The sequence below is a fragment of the Phyllobacterium sp. 0TCS1.6A genome (assembly GCF_026420825.1).
GTDB lineage: Bacteria > Pseudomonadota > Alphaproteobacteria > Rhizobiales > Rhizobiaceae > Phyllobacterium.
Genome location: NZ_JAPMAB010000003.1, coordinates 363,787 through 380,428, shown reverse-complemented (window position 1 = coordinate 380,428; position 16,642 = coordinate 363,787). Strand labels below are relative to the sequence as shown.

Here is a 16,642-nt window from a genome sequence, read left to right as displayed (position 1 = left end):
GATGAAAATTGATTCTATCGACATATCGCTGAGCCTGCAAGCAGGTTTTCCAAATCCAGAAGACAAGGCTAAATGGTCGTTTGTAAACGTCTCTAGCGCGATTTCTCAGGCGTCAGGCTTGATTGAAATGCCCGCAAATAGGGCTTTCATGCGTAAAATAGCTCATTGTCAGAGGCCTTTGTTCAGTTCGATAAGAAGTACTTATCGCCAGCGATAACACCTCCAGGCAGAAGTCCACTCAACAGAAGCGAAGGAGAAGATAGTTTCTAAAAAGCGGACTATTAACCATAATATCAAGGGGTTACGTATCGACCACCCGTCTCAACCCTGATGGAGCCGGCTTTCATTGCCGGCATCGCCCCGACCCGTCTTAACGAGCGCATCGCCCGCTCGCCGGTCGGTCGGGGCTGGATCGAGCGCATGCACTTCGGCGATGCCTGCGCCTCGCTGTGGATCGACGGCGAACTCGTCCACCTCGAAGACCTGGTGCGGCACGACGCCGGCCACGACGTCCGCGCCCCGACCCATGAGCTGACGATTGCCCGCGACGTGCTGCGCAGCCGCCGGCGTATCCGCTGCCCAGCCGATGGGCTGGGCGCTGAGCCTGGCGGGTCTTCGCGCCTTCCGTGGCCACGACATCGTCGGCGGCGCGCCTGCACCGTCATTTGATGGCGATGGCGTCGCAGGGTGATCGGCGCAGAGTCTGATGACACTGCCGTGCCGGAAGGGGAGGGGGAGGAGGGTTCTGACGTCACCAGCCCTTTCGACGCCGAGCTTGCCGCCATCGATGCGGTGCTGGCCCGATCGGATGCCGCCATCGAAAAAGCGAAGGCGCCCGGCCGCGGTCGCGCTCGCGAAAAGGATCCGCTTGTCTATGATCTGGACTGGGACGAGGACGAGCGGCTCGACGAGTGGTGGGTCGTGCTGAGCGAGATCGAAGGCCTGCCAGCTGTATTGCAGGCGATCATCGCCCTCGATGCCTGGAACGATCTGCAGGTCCTGCAGCACGCGCCGTGGCTCGGCCGGCTGCTCGCCGCCGAAACGCTGCGGCAGGCAGGACTGACAACGGCGGCGCATCTCCCCGCGATCAATCTCGGCCTGAAAACCATTCCCGTCGATCGGCGCCGGCATCGCGCTCGGGACGCCCGGCTGATGGTAATCGTCAATGGGATCATCGCGGCTGCCGAGGTCGGCCCCAAGGAGCACGACCGGCTGGCGCTGGCGAACTCCATGATGGAGCGGAAGCTGGCAGGACGGCGGGCGTCGTCAAAACTGCCAGCGCTGGTCGAGCTGGTGATGTCCCGACCACTGGTCTCGGCCGGCATGGTCGCCGAGACGCTGAAGGTGACGCCGCGGGCGGCGCTCCGGATCGTCGAGGAGCTCGGCTTGAGGGAGATGACGGGGCGGGGGAGGTTTCGCGCTTGGGGAGTCATGTAGAACGTCTGCGTTCACCTTGTAAGAAGCCCAAGGTTTGGCTTTTGCAATATATCTTTAGTTCGCCACCAAACCCAGCCGTGATTCCGCTCGGCATGCGACAATATAGCATGATTCAACGTGCATATGCGGCGAGACTCTGCAAGAGTAATTCAAAATCGCTGGTTGAGTCTCGGGCTGCACGCTGGCACGGTATCTTTGTCTTTGGGGGACTGAGGTTGAGGACTTGAGTGGCAGGGGGCTAAGCGAACTATCGATGCTGACGGTGACCCGTTTGGCCGCGCGCGCGCTTTTGAAACGGCTTCCTGATGGTTCGGACTTCGGGGCGGTGTGCATGGATCTGGCACCCTATGACGCGGCGCCGGTCGCATTGCTGAGGAACAGGCTCGCCGCCCTTCCGGTCAACGAGCGCAACTATTGGATTGGAACTCTCTATACTCTGATGATGACGCAGGAAGCCCGTCGGGCCCAGGCTGCATATTTCACGCCGCCGTACCTTGCAGAAGCCGTCATCGATCTTGCGGTAGAACATGGATTCGACCTCAGACGACACGACGTGCTCGACCCCGCTGCGGGTGGAGCGGCCTTCCTTTCCATCATTGCTGCGCGAATGCGAGACGCCGGTGCAAAGCCGCTCGACATCGCCTACCGGCTCAACGGCGTCGAGATTGACCGTTGCCTTGCCGAGATATCTGAACACCTTATCTCCGAGCAGCTCGGCGGGTTCCGTGGACGACGTATTGTAGAGACCCACGACAGCCTTCATACCACCACGCACGCTTCTTACAATCTAGTAATAGCGAACCCACCCTATGGCAGAATCACACCGGCCGCCCTGAAAGACGATCATTGGAGGAAGGTCGCGCACTCGGGACATATCAATAGATACGCCGTGTTTACGGAGCTTTGCCTGCGCGTGGCTAAACTAGGCGGGTTGGTCGCCCTGGTCGTTCCGTCGAGTTTCAGGGGCGGGCCGTTCTATGACAAGATGCGATCGTTTATAGCCAGCCAGGGCCAGATTTTGGCACTCGGGACGGTAACCAATCGCGAGGACGTCTTCGCCGACGTTCAGCAGGATATCAGCGTCCTGCTCGTGCGGAAAGGCGCCATTCATCGCACGATCTTACCGGTGAATTTCCCGGAGTTCACGGCGAAGGGCATTACGCGGCCTGTTCCGACGGGAGTGCTTTCGGATGACATTTCATCGCCTTGGCTAGCACCGTCCGATTCAAACCGCGAGCGCGGCGGGGCGACGATCGCAGACTACGGCGTCGTCGCGAAGGCCGGCTACTTCGTTTGGAACCGGGAGCAGGACAAGTTTTGCAAGGGAGAAGAGACCAACGCGTTCCCATTGGTCTGGGCAAAGAACGTTCGGCCCGGACGGCCGTGCGTTCCGGTTAACCGCACCGGTGACGGCGTCGATTTCGTGCGCGTTCCCGAGGGCAGTCAGGCGATCGTATCCACGCCGGCCATTATCCTCCAGCGCACCTCCAACAATAGTCAACCAAGACGAATCCTTGCCGCGATCGTCGACAAGGATTCGGTTGCACCGTGGAAGGGCTTCGTCTCGGAAAACCATACGATCGTCGTCTACGGTCCCGATGCCGACGAGGTCGCGCTGCTGGCGAAACTGCTGAACACCAGAGCCGTCGATGAGCGCTACCGCGCGGTGTCCGGCACAGCGACAGTTTCCGTCCAGCTTTTGCGGCAGCTAGACCTGCCGCCGCCGAAAGTCTTTCGCAAGGCTCTCCGCAAGACAAAGGATCCGGAGAAGGCCGCGTTGATTGCCTACGCGATGGGCGGCGGTAACAGATTGGCGGAGGCTTCCTGATGGCTGGGCCGGGACCGAATTTCCGAAATGCGCCAGGCACCGAACTTTCGGACCGACGGAAACAGCAGCAGGATCAGCTCAAGCGACGTTCAGAACTGGTGGCAGCCCAAAAGGCGAGGTTGGCGACAGGGACCATATCGGCAACCGAGGCTCCCGCCCCGGAACAGGAAGCCGTGCGAAACGCAAACACTTGGCTATCTGCGCTGTCGGAGATCCCGCTGAAGCCGATCGGAGCGGACACGCGCCCTCTGGCGGACGTCTACACCAAGCTCCTTCGCGAGGCTCTCGGCGCGATGAACAGCGGCGAGGCCGTGGTGGTGATGACGTGGCCCGCGCGCGACATCTGCCTTTCGGCGTTGGCATCGCTGCTGGCGCTCGCAGACGTCGCCGTAGCCCCGCCGCGGTCAATCAAGGTCGGCGGCGTTTCGCACCAGTCTTTCGAACGCCCCAACGGTTTCAGGGCTCTTCTCTATCCCTACGCACGCACGACGCATGAGGCCGCCAGAGATGTGCAGATTGATCGGGACTACCTCTGTCGCATCCATATGGCGCACTTTTCACGGCATTCGGCCGTGGGGCAGGACGAATCTTCCGCGCTAAAGGACTACCACCACACGCTGAGCCGGGTCCGAACATTGACTGGCAAAGCCCGCGACGGAGGGACCTATTCCGAGTTCGAACATCCTACCTTGGACGAGATACTTCCTCACGGCGCCTGCGACGGCAAGGCGCATTCCTCGGGCACGCTCCTGTGGCGGACGAGTTCGAAGACCGATCTCAAGGTTCATAATACGATCAAGGGCCATGCCGACGATGGAAGTAAGGCGAGCTATTTCCTCTACGGGCTGAGGAAGGACGACGATCCGGCCGCTTCGCTACGAAAAGTTCGAAGCGGGCTCGATCTGGTGATCGTCGATCTAACCCGGACCGGACGCAACAGGCTCGGCGAAGATTGGACGAGTGTGGCTGCCGCCACGTTCAAAGCAATCCGAAAGACCCACCCGAAGACCGGTGTGCTGGTGGTGACGGAAGACCCCTGGACGTTTGACAAGGCACGCTTTGAAATTTTCAATGAAAACGTGCGCGTGCGAAACCGCCCGGTGCCGCCGGCTAGGTCGAAGATGATCACGGCAATGTCGTCGTCGATTCTTGCTGGCGACGAGGAAAGCGCGCTCTGGTCCGGTTGCGAGGACGTTGCTGTCAAAGGGTTCAATGGCCCTGGCACCAAGGTGGTCGAAAAATTGCGAACGGTTGCACACAAGGCGCAGCGCATGCACGACGCTCAGGGCACCGCCGCTGTACAGGACGTCATCGTCAAACTTCGTCGAAATGCCTCGCTTCCCGGCTCGCTCGCCTCGCTCAGCAACTTTGTAAGTACTGAGCAAGGCCAGGCGGCCGCAGCCGACCTCATGTCGAGCTATACGATCGCCGGCGCCGTTCAGTTTCTGAGTGATCCTTCCGTCCCGGCGAGCCAGATCGGTGGCTCCGAACTCGTGGCGCTCCTGCGGGAAGCCCAGGATATCATTGCGCGGCTTACCCGCTCGACGCCCATGTCCAGTCTCCTCGAAGCGATCGTGCGCAGCATACTGAACGCCTCGTCAAAGGCGCTCTTCATGTTTCGGACGCAGGCACTCGCCGAGTTTGCGACGGCCGATCTTTCCAGGCGGATTCCGGAGCTCAAGGGACGGCTCGACAATGATATGATCGTGTTCTCGGGTCCAGGCGGTCTAACCGACATCACGGCCCGGCCAACGTCCGACCGCAACAAGTTCAAGAAGATTTTCGCCGTTGCTCCGGCGCGCGACGGGGTGCTCACGTTCTTTGCCCGACCTTGGCTCCCGAGCCAGGTGTTCGTCCTCGCGGACGGCGACACTCTACAGTTCTCTTCTCGAGATGCTGCCAGGTTGGCCGGGGAGATTGAAGAGCACGAAATAGCGTCTCGGCTTAGGAAGTACGCGAAGTCATCGGGGGACGAGTTGGGCAGTCTCGGAAACTATCAGATCAAAATAACCGAGATGCCGCCGCTGCCGGCGGAGCTTCAGTTCCCCTCGGAGACGGTGATCGATCTGGCCGGTCCCGCTAGCCGCGGCGGCGTCGAACTTATCGAACTGACGATGGAGAGCGGGCAGAGAATGATCGCCCGGCCGGGGACGGGGTTGGTACAGTATGACCGGACCCGATCACTTGAGGCATTCAAGCAGGTCGATGCGCAAGACCTGAAGCAGGGCGACGAACTCTGCGTGATCAGCGCGAACTTTATTGATCGCGCTCGGCTGTTGCTCAGTATCACAGCAAACGCCCACGAGGCGATCCGCGAGTATCACGAGGACGTTGTCCGGCGCTTCCGCAAGTTGCCCGGACCGAGCGACAGCGACAAGATGAGAACTTTGATCGGAAAGATCGGTGACGCGGACCTCGAGATGCAGCGAGTCCGCTATTGGGTGCATCTGGACAAGCAGTTGCGGGCACCTTTGCACGAGGTCGTGACGCAGGCGCCTCAACACCACGCGATGTTTCTCAAGTTCACCTCTGCTCTGGGCATCGGGGAGGGACTCGCCAACCGCTTCTGGCACTTGGGAGTGAAGGCGCAGCGCAACAGCAGAATGCGCGCAGGGATGGCGTTCCACGATTCCTACAGGAACATCCTGACCGATCCACATGCGGCCGCTGCGTTCGCAGACACAGCGCAGCGAGCCTCCGAAATCAAACGGCTCCAGCGTCTCTAACCGCACGCTTTGGGCTCTCGGGAAGATCGGCGACTGGTGCCGTCGACGGTCTGCGGCCGCCGAGCCCGATCGTCCCGTCCGGTCCGAGCGACAGCGCTCTTGCACCAAGCCCGAACCGCACCGCGGCGGAGACGATGTCCTTCGAGGCGTCGAGCCGGGCGCCCAAATCCAGACGGATGTCGGGATATCGGTTGAGCCAAGACAGGAGGCCGGTGGTTGCGGCGGTCTCCTCGAAGGAGGTTTCCAGATCGTCGGACAGCGCGATGGGCAGGGCGAGGTACGCCAGGGCGAGTTCAGGCGATCTTCCCGCAACTGCCTCGTATTTTCGGCAAAACCCAACGAGACCAAACGTGCCGAAGGCGGGATTCGTCTCCGCGAAGAGATCGTATGCGATATTCATTTCTTGAATCCCAGCAGTGCGAGATAGTCAGGATGCCAGCCAACCCGTCCATCGATCGAAAGGACATGGTACGTGCCTCTGATATAGCTGGGCGTGGTGACGCTCGACGCAATGGACTCGATTTTGTCCGGCGCGTCGTAGAAGCTCCATTTAAGGAGTTCGCGTCCCTTCGTCTTCTTTACTTCCTCGGATTGTCCGCCGCATTCTTCGCACATGTCAACGTGCTTGTAAGTCCACTCCTCCGCAAGCCGGTCGTCGTACTTGGAGATCCTCTCCCGCCAGGATGGGTTTTCGGTGGACCATCGCGAGCGGGATTCGCGAGCTCGCCATTCGTTCGTAACGGCACGCTGAAGCCACGATTCGGTGCCGCCCACCAGCCTTATCTGGTTCTCCACCATGTGATGCGAGCGGTAGGTGTCGGGGGGAAGATCCGCAGCGAAATAGTCCACAAGGTTGTCGTGTTCGATGTCGGCAACGATCTCCATGTGTCGCTTCACCAGTTCGAAGCGGTGGATAGCCTTGTCGCGCTTTCCGCAGTGCGCATGGATGATCTGGCGGTTCCACCATTCCACCATCAGCGCCGCCACATGGGACTGATCCTTCGCGAGCACGGACGTCAGCCTTTTCGCGAGCTCGTCCTCGATGTGCCGGATATTCTGTTGGCCGGGCTTTAACCGGACTCTTGAAAGGATTTCGGCCTGTAGGTTTTCGGAGAGCTTCAGGAATGCTTCGCAACCCGGCGCCCGCTTTGCATGCGGAAGCGGCTTGACGCCCTTCGCGTCAGCCTCCGCCCTTTCTCGGATGACGCGTCTGGCCTCATCCTGAAGAGCGGCCAGAAGGTCGTCTCGGTCTTCAGTCTCGTCGAGAAGAACCTTTAGGGGAGAGGTTGGAGAGATATCCGCCACCGTGACAAGATGCAGCAATGTCTTGGGCAGATCCAGACTGGGAAGCACGTCGATCCAGGCTTTCAAGGTCTTCCAGACGTTGACGCTAGCCACGGTTATGGCATCCGGCTTTGCCGAAAGGGAATGTTTGAGCTGTTCGAGGATCGTTTGACCATTAGCTTCGAGAACGACGTCGTCGAGTGTTTCGAGATAGACGACAGCTTCGAAGCTTGTCTCGTTCCAAAGCCTTAGGAGAGCGTACTGGGCCTGAAAAAGAAACCCCAGGGCGGAGGCGTCTGCGCTGTGAGCATTCGTACTGTCCAATTTCGGCCTCTTGGATCGGAAACTGCAGTCAGCTGTGCGAGCGCGTTATGCTTTGTGATTCGATGATTTGCGCAGGCGTAGCTTGTCTAGGTTCCTCGGTTGCGATGCTCAAGATGCAACTTCACGTTCCGAAGATCAAATGTTAGATTTTTTCGCTCGAAAAGATTCATCAAAGAGGAGGGGCCGCCTTGTTACGCTCTCCGCACGGCTGTTTTACTTGTCCTTTGAACCGGAGCCCAGACTGAACTGCTGGCAGCGATGATGGTCAAGTTCAGCTTTACGCCGGCCTCCTGCTGTCTGCGCAAACGCGGTCGCTTGCGTAAAAAGAATCGCTGAGGCGGCTAATGCGAGCGATAGTTCGCCGACCGACTTGGAAGCCCGCAGACCGACCGGACGCCGTATAGCTCGGAGCAGCCTGTAACTTCGATCGTGGGTAGAAGCGAGAACAGGGTCAGGCTCAGAGCGATCGCGGAAAATCTTCAAGACTGGCGGCTGCAGGTGCAAAGCTTCGCGAGCTCTCCAGTCTGCCCGGGGATCAGAGAAGAGTCCAACGCTCTCGCAAGTCTCGGAAATGACGTGAGAAGCGAACCTGGAGGCGCCACGCAATATAGGGCGCTGGGTTCGTATCCGTTCACCTTCTTCGAAATCTAATTCCATGCGGAAAGATTTTTCCAGTTCTGGGGAAAGCCCATGGCATTTTCGTCTGCGAGTGAGCAGGAATTCATCAATTCTAAGAGATGCTGACGCCATTGGTTTCCGGGCGCTACGATACCCATTAGATAACCGAGAACCGCCACCGTATTATATAGACGGCCTTGAACATTCTGATTCATGGCCAACTTCAGGCTGGCAGGCGACTTTGGCACGATCATCTTCACAGTGATCTGTTTGTTCCAAAGGCGGCCGTGATGTGCACAGATGTTGCGTATGTAAGTAAGGTGATGAGCAAGCGAAACCAAAACCGTTTCGTCAAGTCCATACGTTTTCGCAATGGCTTGGCGGTCGGCGCGGCTTTTCAAATTACTGTACCACATCGAGAGCTGACCCAGTGAAACAACCTCTGCCGTCATCCATATAGGGGGATGTTCCGGATCATCGTATTTGTTTCTGTAATGAACGATGAAAGTGTCTTTCGATCTGTTGAGATCTTCAATCAGTTTGGCGAACGCTTGAGCGTAACGATCGGCGCGATTGTAAAGCGCTGGCTCGAGGTAGCCGTGTGGCCCATATTTCATTGCGAGATGATGCGCCCAACTACCTCGCAGAGAAACTTCAATTCTTTCGATAGCATCCATCACGAGCAATCGGAGCCGTCTGTCGAAGATGTATAGGTCCAACACATTTTCGAACGTGGTTCCATTCTTGAATCGATGTTCGCCATTTGGCGGCGTCGCATCTTCAAACGGAAGCCAGTAGGCACGCAGACGGTAGTAGCTTATATGCTGGAGGCAATGAGCTGTATGAGCGCGATCGGGAACGGCCATTCCCCTCGCTTCAAGCAGCGTAATTTGGTCAGCGATGGAGACGGAAGGCTTTTCGAACTTCATGCCATTTCATAAGCAGATTCGAAGTCCTAGAAAAGGAAAACCCGCCGGGGTGCGCAGTTCCGAAACCTAAGTTCCGTCCGAGGCGTGGCGGGTGTTGTTGACGTAGGATATGGCTCAATCTCGTTAAGAATGCAACAAGGGAAGGGCAAAAAATCCGTCCGTTTCCGGGCTTTTGAGGGCAACCCCTTGATCCAGAATCAGAATTTATTTCCAGACGCAGCGCTCGTTCAGGCCGGAGACGTTTGGACTCGAGCGGACCTCTGGGACCACTGTGCTGAAGCAGGTAAGGCAATATTCGCGATCTCATTCGAGCCAGCCTGCCGGAAATCAACAGGCGCGGGCGCGAGCCGGGAAAGCGAGCTTTTACAATGGGATTTTATTCGAACTTGATGGCTCTTGGTTCGAATCCCTTCAAGACCTAGTGTACTCGACGTCGGAGACGTGGTTGTGAAAAGCCAGAAAATACCTTGCTAACCGGGCAGTTGCTCATCTGCGTTAGAGCCATTTTAAGGGGAATGCTCTTCTCCATCAACGAGATGACGCGGCAGGAGCAAAAGGGTCAGGGCCATGACGGTGAGGGTGGTGCCGGCAACTCCACTGCCGCGGAAGGCGCTGGCGTCGGTAACGGCGAAGTTAGGCGCGTCCCAAACTTGGTTGTAGCGATTGAGCACTGATGGATGCCTCCGGAGTCTCTTCCATCCGCGCGCCGCCCGTCTCGTGGATAGCAGCGCCCATGCAAGTGTCTTGCGAAACCATGTCCGGAACATGAAGCGGGTGAAGGCTGGTCAGCTCTCAGTGCAATTCACCAATGAGGTCGCCTCCCTCAATGGAATAGCCTCGTCGGCAATGAGCACAGCGCCCGGCCCGCAGGCAGGATCCGGCATATCGACATATTCAAGAACGGCCGGAACACCAGGGTTGCCATATGCGGCAGCCTTCATCGTTCTTCCTTTCCCCGACTGCACGGACAAACTGTCGTCCACCGATGGACCCAATTTGCAGCACTCAGCCCAATCTGCTGAATTCCACCGATAAGGGATTTGCCCAGCGATTGCGGGGTCAGATCGCGGTCGTCCCGCCTGTGCTACCGGGCGCCATTTGCGATGCTAAAAGGCAAGACGCCTGTAAATGCTTCAGTCCTTTGATAGTTGCTATAGCGGCGGAGCTTCCCGTTTGAAGAAATTATGAAAGACGAAATGCGCTGGGGAAACGACCGCAACCAATTCCCACCCAGCGTCACCGAGTTCGTTCATCTGATGATTATCGAGCGTTTTGTCGACTGTCAGGTATTCCCATTTCATGATGGACCTCGTTATTGCTGTGACCGATTGCCTGGAACAGGGGAGTGCTTTTCAGGGCACCGTGGTCTGTGCTGTGTGGCTCTTCCAATAGGTGTCAATGATGTGGCGACAGTTCCGAATGACATGTTCGCCAACCTCCGGGTTTCCTCCCCGCAGCGTATCCGGATTGCCTCCGCAAAGGCGCACGAATGTTGCCTGCTGAACCGCGAACATGAAGTAGCCTTCACCGCTCGGTTCAAATCCCAAACCAGCGTCTTGCACGTTCCTCGTGACTTCGGCTGTCGCATCGGAGATGGCGCGCGACACCTTCTCAAGCATGGTCTGTTCGGCCGCTTGCTGGATGGCTAGGAAGGAGCGCTCCTGCGGTGTGGGAATGGGGCAACTGTAGGTGTTCATTACATTCTCCTTGGGAGGCTGAGATTCTGATCGCATTAAAGCGGTCACAGGCTTTGGCCATGGGGCGGTCGTTGCTAAGCGCGACTAGCCTTTGCATCGTAATGCAGCCGTCAGGCGCCAGAGTCATTCCAGGATGGCAGTGACACGGATCTCAATTCTCATGGCGGGGAGCCCAAGGGCTTCCACACCGGTCTGCGTCCAGATCGGAGCGCGATCGGGCATGTACTCACGGAAAAGACCGGCAATCGTTTCGTTCACGATCGGTGGAAAGCCTCCGACGTGATAAGAGTTGACATGGATGACGTCCTTCCAGTCCGCGCCAGCCGTGGCCAAGGTTCGCCGGACATTCTCAAATGCTCTCTCGATCTCGGTCACGATTGACTCCGGAATTTCGAGTTCATCGTTCCATCCGCCCTGGCCGGAGATCTCGATGCGATCACCAATCTTGAGCGCTTGTGAAAAGTGCAAAAGCTCATGGAATTTCTGCCCGTACCCGGGCGTGACGAAAAGTTCAGGCTTTGCCATTGATGTCTCCTGTTGTGAGGAAGGTATAAGCATGGAGATGGCGCCCACCGAAATGGCGTGTTGCCGGTTAGTCCGGGCGATCGAAAAGGTGGGCACCATCGCTCCATCAGAATCTTGCACGCGCAAGTCAGGCGATTGCACCGCCGTCTGCGGTGAGAATAGCGCCCGTGATGACACTCGCGGCCGGGCTTGCGAGAAATACCACAGCGTTGGCAATCTCCCGCGGTTCGCCGTAGCGTCCCAAGGAGGTCAAGCTTTTCTGCAAGTCTGCAGCCGGGCCGTCCGCCGGGTTGCTTTCCGTATCGGTAGCTCCGGGTTGCACGAGATTGACGGTGATACCACTCGGACCAAGTTCACGCGAAAGACCGCGTGTGAAAGATGTTAGTGCAGCCTTGGACATTGCATAGGGCGTTATGCCGGGAAACGGTACCCGCTCACCCAGAGCCGAGCCGATTGTGACGATGCGGCCGCCTTTGCCGAGATGCGGGATGACGGCTTTCGCGTACAGGACCGGAGCTCGTACATTGACATCCATCAAGGTCTGATACGCTGAGACATCAAGGTCCGCGATCATGCCATTGTGGCCAATCGCGGCGCTGTTCACGAGAATGTCCAGTCCACCCAAAACGGAGACGGCCTCGCTTACTGAGCTAGCAATTGCCTCGGGGTCGGCACTGTCGGCCTGGATTGCAGCCACGCGACGCCCCATCTTTTCGATCGCTTCCGTTACCTTCGAAGCCTTTTCGGCAGAGCGTTGGTAGGTGAACGCGACATCCGCGCCGTTCTCCGCCAGTGCCAACGCGATCGCAGCGCCGATGCCTCGCGACCCGCCGGTTACCAATGCCCGTTTGCCTTCAAGATTGATCATGTATCTGTTCCTTTCTTCCAAAGGTAAGTTGATGTGATTCAAGTTATTTGCGAAAGACGCCGAAGGCGCGGACCGAACCAGCGAATACTATTTCACGGGGATTGCTGGCGTCGTGTAGGTGCCAGACGTGCAAAACTCCGTTGCTTGAATAGGAACACTTGGAATAGGCCGGAACCCGTACTGTCTTCCCCGTGAAGCTTCGCGATTGACCGCTTTCAGTGGCCACTTGAGCCAAGCCCGACGACGACAGCGTCGTATCGGGCTTAGAAATGTCTGATCAGGAAGCTTCGGACGATTTGAGCGATCTCATTCGCATGTGTTTCCAGGGCGAAATGGCCGGTATCAAGCAGATGAACTTCGGCGGCTGGGAGGTCACGTTTATAGGCCTCGGCACCCGCCGGTATGAATGCTGGGTCATGTCTGCCCCAGACCGCCAGGAACGGTGGTTGGTGATCGCGAAAATACGCCTGAAACTCCGGATACTGGTCAATGTTTGTCCTGTAGTCGAGGATTAGATCCAGTTGAATGTCTTCAGCACCCGGCCGCGACATGAACGCGATATCAAGTTGATAACCATCGGGGGAAAGACGCTCTCGTGATGTCCCGGTGCGGTACTGCCAGTTCTCGATCACCTCAGGAGATAAAGATGCACGACATGCGTCTCTGTTTTGAGGGGAGGGGTCACGCCAATATGCGTCCCACGCCGTCCATTCATCACTGAACCCTTCGATGTAGGCGTTGCCGTTCTGGCTGATGATGGCGGAGATCCGGTCCGGATTGGCCGCAGACATCCTGAACCCAACCGGTGCGCCGTAGTCAAAGACGTAAAGTGCATAGCGGCTGAGGCCGAGTGCCTCGGTGAAGGCTGTCATGACAGCGGCGAGTTTATCGAATGTGTAAGGGAACTCTCCACGTGCAGGCGAACTCGTTCGACCGAACCCGGGAAGGTCTGGTGCGATGACGCGGTATCGATCCGCCAGCAGCGGGATCAGATCACGGAACATGTGGCTGGATGACGGAAAGCCGTGGAGCAAAAGAAGGACCGGCGCATCCTTAGAGCCAGCCTCCCTGTAGAAAACCTCCACGTCTCCAACTTGTTGCGTTTTGTAGCTTATGGCCATTTTTAAAACTCTTTCTCAGAGGGTTCAACCAACCAACAGTAGCGAATGGAGGTAAAATACGACCGAACGGTCGGTTGTCAACCCTTTAGATTTCCTGTATCAAGTGTAGAGAACCCTGGCTCGGAGAAGATGTATGAAAGTCATGAGAGAAACGATCGTATCGACTGCCAGAGAGTTGTTCCGATCAAGAGGGTATGCTGGCGCGTCGATGAACGACCTCGCGGATGCCGTGGGCCTGAAGAAATCATCGCTGTACGTCCGCTTCTCCAATAAGGAAGCTCTCGTTCCGGCGGTACTCGATCTCACCTTGCAAGAAACATTCGGTCAAAAAGACCTGGGCTCCAGGCAATGGGAGACCGAATTCGTTGAGGTCATAGAACTGATTGCGACCACTCTCACTGATCACGGGCGATGCGTAGGCCTGCATCTCGCTTATGGCACGAGTGACGAGACCCCGATCGCCAAGCAGGCTGTTCGTGCATTTTTTCAAGCGCATCGCGATCATCTGTCGAGTATCCTGTCCCGCGTCATGCCTGTTGATGTGGCTCGAGACATCGCAACCGACACGTTAGCCCGATTGGAAGGTGCCACAGCTTTTGTTGCGATATTCGGCGAGAAGGATGCCATGAAGCGAGCAGTTCGACTTTCCATTGAAGAAGCCCAAAAGGCGGCCGAAACCGAAAGCTTGGTCTGACGGCTAGTTATTGATCAGTGGTATTGGCCGGAACGCTACCGCGTCAAAGTGGAGTGACGGGGTGGCGGGCACGGAAGTCATCGCAGCTCGGAAACTCCGACCTGCCACCTTGAGTACGAGGGCCATATTCCTCAGATGGTAATTTCGGACCCGTCCGGGTTCGCTTTGATGGAATACTCGCCGCTATATCTGAAACTGCGGACCGTTGCGAAAGTATCTTCCATAAACTGCACATAAGACAGTTTGCCGTTTTCACCGCGTGCCAGAACCGAGAAAGGCGACGTCACCTTTTTACCCAACACATTTGACGTGTAGGTGAACGTGCCGAAGATCGCTGCGCCGTCCTTATTTTCGAAACTGTCCTGGATTTCGAAGTTGTCTGTCGTCCAGTAACGGCCGACATCGATAAAAGTCTGAACTAGCCCTTCGGTACCTTCGTTGGTACCGGCCCAGGGCATGATCCTCTTCAGCTCCGGGTGCTCATAGTTCAGCGAAACGTAAATGAAATCGTCCGTCGTGAATTGTTTGACGAAATCTAGGTCAGTCGGGTTCGACAAGATCGACTGCAGGATTGCCAGAGGTGAGTTTGTCGACGCAGGCGCGACTGTGGAATGCTTCTGGGAAAGAACGTGTGCATTGGTGGACATTGATGGTCTCCTCGTTGCGGGTCATTAAGAAATTTAGGTGTCAGCGTTGCTTTAAGCCCGGGTTCAGCGCGATGTGCTTGTGTTCGATGAAATCGTCGAGCGCAGCAAGGCCGTTCAAGCGGCCAAGACCAGACTGCTTAAAGCCGCCTTCCTCGGTCCCGTCGTAAACTTTCGCCCAGTCGTTTATCCACACTGAGCCGACTTCGAGCGCCTGCGCGACGCGCAAGGATCGATCTACATCGCGTGTCCAGATGCTGGCCGACAGTCCGTACTCATTGTCGTTGGCAAGATGGATCGCTTCCGCCTCGTCAGAGAACCGCTGAATCGTCAGCACTGGACCAAAAGTCTCCTCCTGTACGATAGCAAGACTGTTGTCGGAGACTTCCAGAAGGGCCGGGCGAAAGAAAGCGCCGTTTGCAAGAGGACCCACATTGATGGGGCCGCCACGCTCGACCACCGTTGCGCCGGCTGTGATAGCGGCCTCGACCACACCATCGACCCGCGCAACGTTAGCGCGGTCGATTAGCGGGCCCATATCGCTGGAGGGGTCGGCGGCGGGCCCAACCTTGACGTTGCGCAATCTCTCCGCCAAGCCGTCGCGCACGGCCTCGTATTCTCCATCCTGCACGAGCAAGCGGGAGCCCGTCATGCAGAACTGGCCGCTGAAGACAGTCAGCGCCTTTTCCAGCACCGGCAAGGCGGCATCAAGGTCTGCATCGTCAAAGACGATCATCGGCGTCTTACCGCCGAGCTCCATTCCGAAACGTTTGAGGTACCTCGCGCCGGCGCTGCTAATGGATCGGCCGGTACGGGTAGATCCGGTGAAACTGACGACCGGAACCTCCGGCGAGTCCACGAGATAGGCAGAGCCTTCAGGACCGCCCTCGAAAAAGAGATTGATCACGCCATTCGGGAGATCTTCTGCTTCCGCCATAATCTCGGCCATGACGCTTGCCGTCTGTGCTACTTGTGCCGGGAGTTTGATGACCGTGGTGCAACCAGCAGCAAGCGCGGGAGCAAGCGATCGGATCGTCAAAATAACCGGAGAGTTCCAGGGTGCAATGACCGCCGCGACTCCCATCGGTTGCCGAAGGATCAGGGAGATGCTCCCGGGCTTTGGTGTCAACGCCCGTCCACCGTCAACCAGGGCAGTAGCTGCCGAGTAGCGGAGTTTGCTCGCAACCATGTCCAGCTCGAATGCAGCTTCAGCCTTTACCTTGCCGTTCTCCAACGACAGAATTTCGAGTAGTCTGTCGCGATTGCGTTCGAAGGAGCAGGCTAGTTGATCGAGCACACGCGCGCGCAATTCATGATCATGCGCCCACATGGTTTCGCGAAAGGCTTTGGAGGCTGCTGCCACCGCGAATTTCGCTGCCTCAAGGCCGTGATCGGGGTAGTGGCCGATTACGTTATAAGTCGCCGGGTCGACCGACTGTTTCAATTGACCTTCTTGGCACTGGGATCCATTGATCCAATTGAAGGCTTTGCGGCTCGTTATGCTGTCGGGGTTCGTCATATCTCTGGATCCTTCGACATTTGAGTGAGCGTCCAAGAAGGACGAAATCAGACCCGGTGTCGTGATTGCCACTGCACCAATACCTGTTCAATTTTGCCGATAATTGTCCTGGCTGCGGGCTGGCTAACGTTGGTGACAATCGGCACGATCATGAGCGTTGCGGCCAATACACGCAGTGGCATGGGCCAGTCCTGCGTGGAGTCGCCCACAAGCCAAATAATCAGAAGCACGCTTGGGTAGACGGCGAGCCAAACTATCACGGTCGCTTTCAAGCGTTCGAATATTACCTGCCGCAGTCCTGTCATGCTTGCTTGATCCGTTACCCCGCGTGTTGAATGATGAGCGATGGGGACGCGCGTATGAGTGAGAGACATGAGCACTTCCTCCCAAAGCTTAGCTCGACGCACTGGCGGGGCCGGTGCCGGCGT

13 protein-coding genes and 2 pseudogenes are annotated in these 16,642 nt (G+C 57.4%); 4 read left to right on the top strand and 11 right to left on the bottom strand.

Translation table 11 applies throughout. The features are described 5' to 3' along the window. Positions 1 to 330: 330 nt before the first annotated feature. From OSJ75_RS10000 to OSJ75_RS09990, 3 genes and pseudogenes are all read left to right on the top strand, one after another. Positions 331 to 1,437, top strand: a pseudogene (locus tag OSJ75_RS10000) (RHE_PE00001 family protein). Between the two features lie 253 nt (positions 1,438 to 1,690). After that, positions 1,691 to 3,265 (top strand): N-6 DNA methylase, encoded by a 1,575-nt coding sequence (locus OSJ75_RS09995; RefSeq protein WP_267227836.1) that lies wholly within the window; start codon positions 1,691 to 1,693, stop codon positions 3,263 to 3,265. Beyond that, positions 3,265 to 5,991, top strand: a complete 2,727-nt coding sequence (locus tag OSJ75_RS09990) for a hypothetical protein (RefSeq protein WP_267227834.1) — start codon at positions 3,265 to 3,267, stop codon at positions 5,989 to 5,991. Before OSJ75_RS09995 ends, OSJ75_RS09990 begins: the two co-directional genes overlap by 1 nt. Here OSJ75_RS09990 and OSJ75_RS09985 read toward each other — a convergent pair. The 8 genes and pseudogenes from OSJ75_RS09985 to OSJ75_RS09950 all read right to left on the bottom strand — a co-directional run bounded on the left by OSJ75_RS09985 (position 5,969) and on the right by OSJ75_RS09950 (position 13,357). Beyond that, entirely contained in the window at positions 5,969 to 6,391 is a 423-nt protein-coding gene (locus tag OSJ75_RS09985) for a three component ABC system middle component (protein WP_267227833.1), read from the bottom strand. The genes OSJ75_RS09990 and OSJ75_RS09985 overlap by 23 nt on opposite strands. Then, the gene (locus OSJ75_RS09980) at positions 6,388 to 7,599 is read right to left on the bottom strand and encodes an ABC-three component system protein (protein ID WP_267227832.1); all 1,212 of its coding nucleotides are present in this window, start codon (positions 7,597 to 7,599) and stop codon (positions 6,388 to 6,390) included. The genes OSJ75_RS09985 and OSJ75_RS09980 overlap by 4 nt, the downstream gene beginning before the upstream one ends. A 647-nt stretch (positions 7,600 to 8,246) precedes the next feature. Then, the gene (locus OSJ75_RS09975) at positions 8,247 to 9,146 is read right to left on the bottom strand and encodes an Abi family protein (RefSeq protein ID WP_267227831.1); all 900 of its coding nucleotides are present in this window, start codon (positions 9,144 to 9,146) and stop codon (positions 8,247 to 8,249) included. 506 nt (positions 9,147 to 9,652) lie between these two features. After that, positions 9,653 to 9,928 (bottom strand): annotated as a pseudogene (locus OSJ75_RS09970) (GMC oxidoreductase); the annotation flags it as partial. Between the two features lie 570 nt (positions 9,929 to 10,498). Beyond that, complete coding sequence (locus OSJ75_RS09965; protein ID WP_267227830.1) at positions 10,499 to 10,843, bottom strand: hypothetical protein; 345 nt, start codon at positions 10,841 to 10,843, stop codon at positions 10,499 to 10,501. Between the two features lie 123 nt (positions 10,844 to 10,966). Further along, positions 10,967 to 11,368 (bottom strand): RidA family protein, encoded by a 402-nt coding sequence (locus OSJ75_RS09960; protein ID WP_267227829.1) that lies wholly within the window; start codon positions 11,366 to 11,368, stop codon positions 10,967 to 10,969. A gap of 127 nt (positions 11,369 to 11,495) precedes the next feature. Then, positions 11,496 to 12,236 carry an SDR family NAD(P)-dependent oxidoreductase gene (locus OSJ75_RS09955; protein WP_267227828.1) on the bottom strand — a complete coding sequence of 247 codons (741 nt, stop codon included), beginning with the start codon at positions 12,234 to 12,236 and terminating at the stop codon, positions 11,496 to 11,498. Between the two features lie 263 nt (positions 12,237 to 12,499). Beyond that, complete coding sequence (locus tag OSJ75_RS09950; protein WP_267227827.1) at positions 12,500 to 13,357, bottom strand: alpha/beta fold hydrolase; 858 nt, start codon at positions 13,355 to 13,357, stop codon at positions 12,500 to 12,502. A gap of 133 nt (positions 13,358 to 13,490) precedes the next feature. Here OSJ75_RS09950 and OSJ75_RS09945 point away from each other — a divergent pair, with 133 nt between their 5' ends. Next, positions 13,491 to 14,051: a TetR/AcrR family transcriptional regulator gene (locus OSJ75_RS09945; protein ID WP_267227826.1), complete on the top strand. Its 561-nt coding sequence runs from the start codon at positions 13,491 to 13,493 to the stop codon at positions 14,049 to 14,051. A gap of 131 nt (positions 14,052 to 14,182) precedes the next feature. On the opposite strand, the gene OSJ75_RS09940 is transcribed toward OSJ75_RS09945, so the two are convergent. From OSJ75_RS09940 to OSJ75_RS09930, 3 genes are read right to left on the bottom strand one after another with little or no spacing between them, the layout of a single operon-like run. Beyond that, complete coding sequence (locus OSJ75_RS09940) at positions 14,183 to 14,698, bottom strand: nuclear transport factor 2 family protein (protein ID WP_267227825.1); 516 nt, start codon at positions 14,696 to 14,698, stop codon at positions 14,183 to 14,185. Between the two features lie 40 nt (positions 14,699 to 14,738). Beyond that, entirely contained in the window at positions 14,739 to 16,214 is a 1,476-nt protein-coding gene (locus OSJ75_RS09935; RefSeq protein ID WP_267227824.1) for an aldehyde dehydrogenase family protein, read from the bottom strand. 47 nt (positions 16,215 to 16,261) lie between these two features. After that, on the bottom strand, positions 16,262 to 16,588 hold the full coding sequence (locus tag OSJ75_RS09930) for a hypothetical protein (RefSeq protein ID WP_267227823.1): 327 nt from the start codon (positions 16,586 to 16,588) through the stop codon (positions 16,262 to 16,264). Between the last annotated feature and the right edge of the window lie 54 nt (positions 16,589 to 16,642).

What these genes read in the sequence shown, in the direction of transcription:
- OSJ75_RS09995 (WP_267227836.1), top strand. Translation starts at nt 1,691, where the DNA reads ATGCTGACGGTGACCCGTTTGGCCGCGCGCGCGCTTTTGAAACGGCTT.
- OSJ75_RS09945 (WP_267227826.1), top strand. Translation starts at nt 13,491, where the DNA reads ATGAAAGTCATGAGAGAAACGATCGTATCGACTGCCAGAGAGTTGTTC.
- OSJ75_RS09985 (WP_267227833.1), bottom strand. Translation starts at nt 6,391, where the DNA reads ATGAATATCGCATACGATCTCTTCGCGGAGACGAATCCCGCCTTCGGC.
- OSJ75_RS09935 (WP_267227824.1), bottom strand. Translation starts at nt 16,214, where the DNA reads ATGACGAACCCCGACAGCATAACGAGCCGCAAAGCCTTCAATTGGATC.
- OSJ75_RS09965 (WP_267227830.1), bottom strand. Translation starts at nt 10,843, where the DNA reads ATGAACACCTACAGTTGCCCCATTCCCACACCGCAGGAGCGCTCCTTC.
- OSJ75_RS09950 (WP_267227827.1), bottom strand. Translation starts at nt 13,357, where the DNA reads ATGGCCATAAGCTACAAAACGCAACAAGTTGGAGACGTGGAGGTTTTC.
- OSJ75_RS09960 (WP_267227829.1), bottom strand. Translation starts at nt 11,368, where the DNA reads ATGGCAAAGCCTGAACTTTTCGTCACGCCCGGGTACGGGCAGAAATTC.
- OSJ75_RS09955 (WP_267227828.1), bottom strand. Translation starts at nt 12,236, where the DNA reads ATGATCAATCTTGAAGGCAAACGGGCATTGGTAACCGGCGGGTCGCGA.
- OSJ75_RS09975 (WP_267227831.1), bottom strand. Translation starts at nt 9,146, where the DNA reads ATGAAGTTCGAAAAGCCTTCCGTCTCCATCGCTGACCAAATTACGCTG.
- OSJ75_RS09930 (WP_267227823.1), bottom strand. Translation starts at nt 16,588, where the DNA reads ATGTCTCTCACTCATACGCGCGTCCCCATCGCTCATCATTCAACACGC.
- OSJ75_RS09990 (WP_267227834.1), top strand. Translation starts at nt 3,265, where the DNA reads ATGGCTGGGCCGGGACCGAATTTCCGAAATGCGCCAGGCACCGAACTT.
- OSJ75_RS09940 (WP_267227825.1), bottom strand. Translation starts at nt 14,698, where the DNA reads ATGTCCACCAATGCACACGTTCTTTCCCAGAAGCATTCCACAGTCGCG.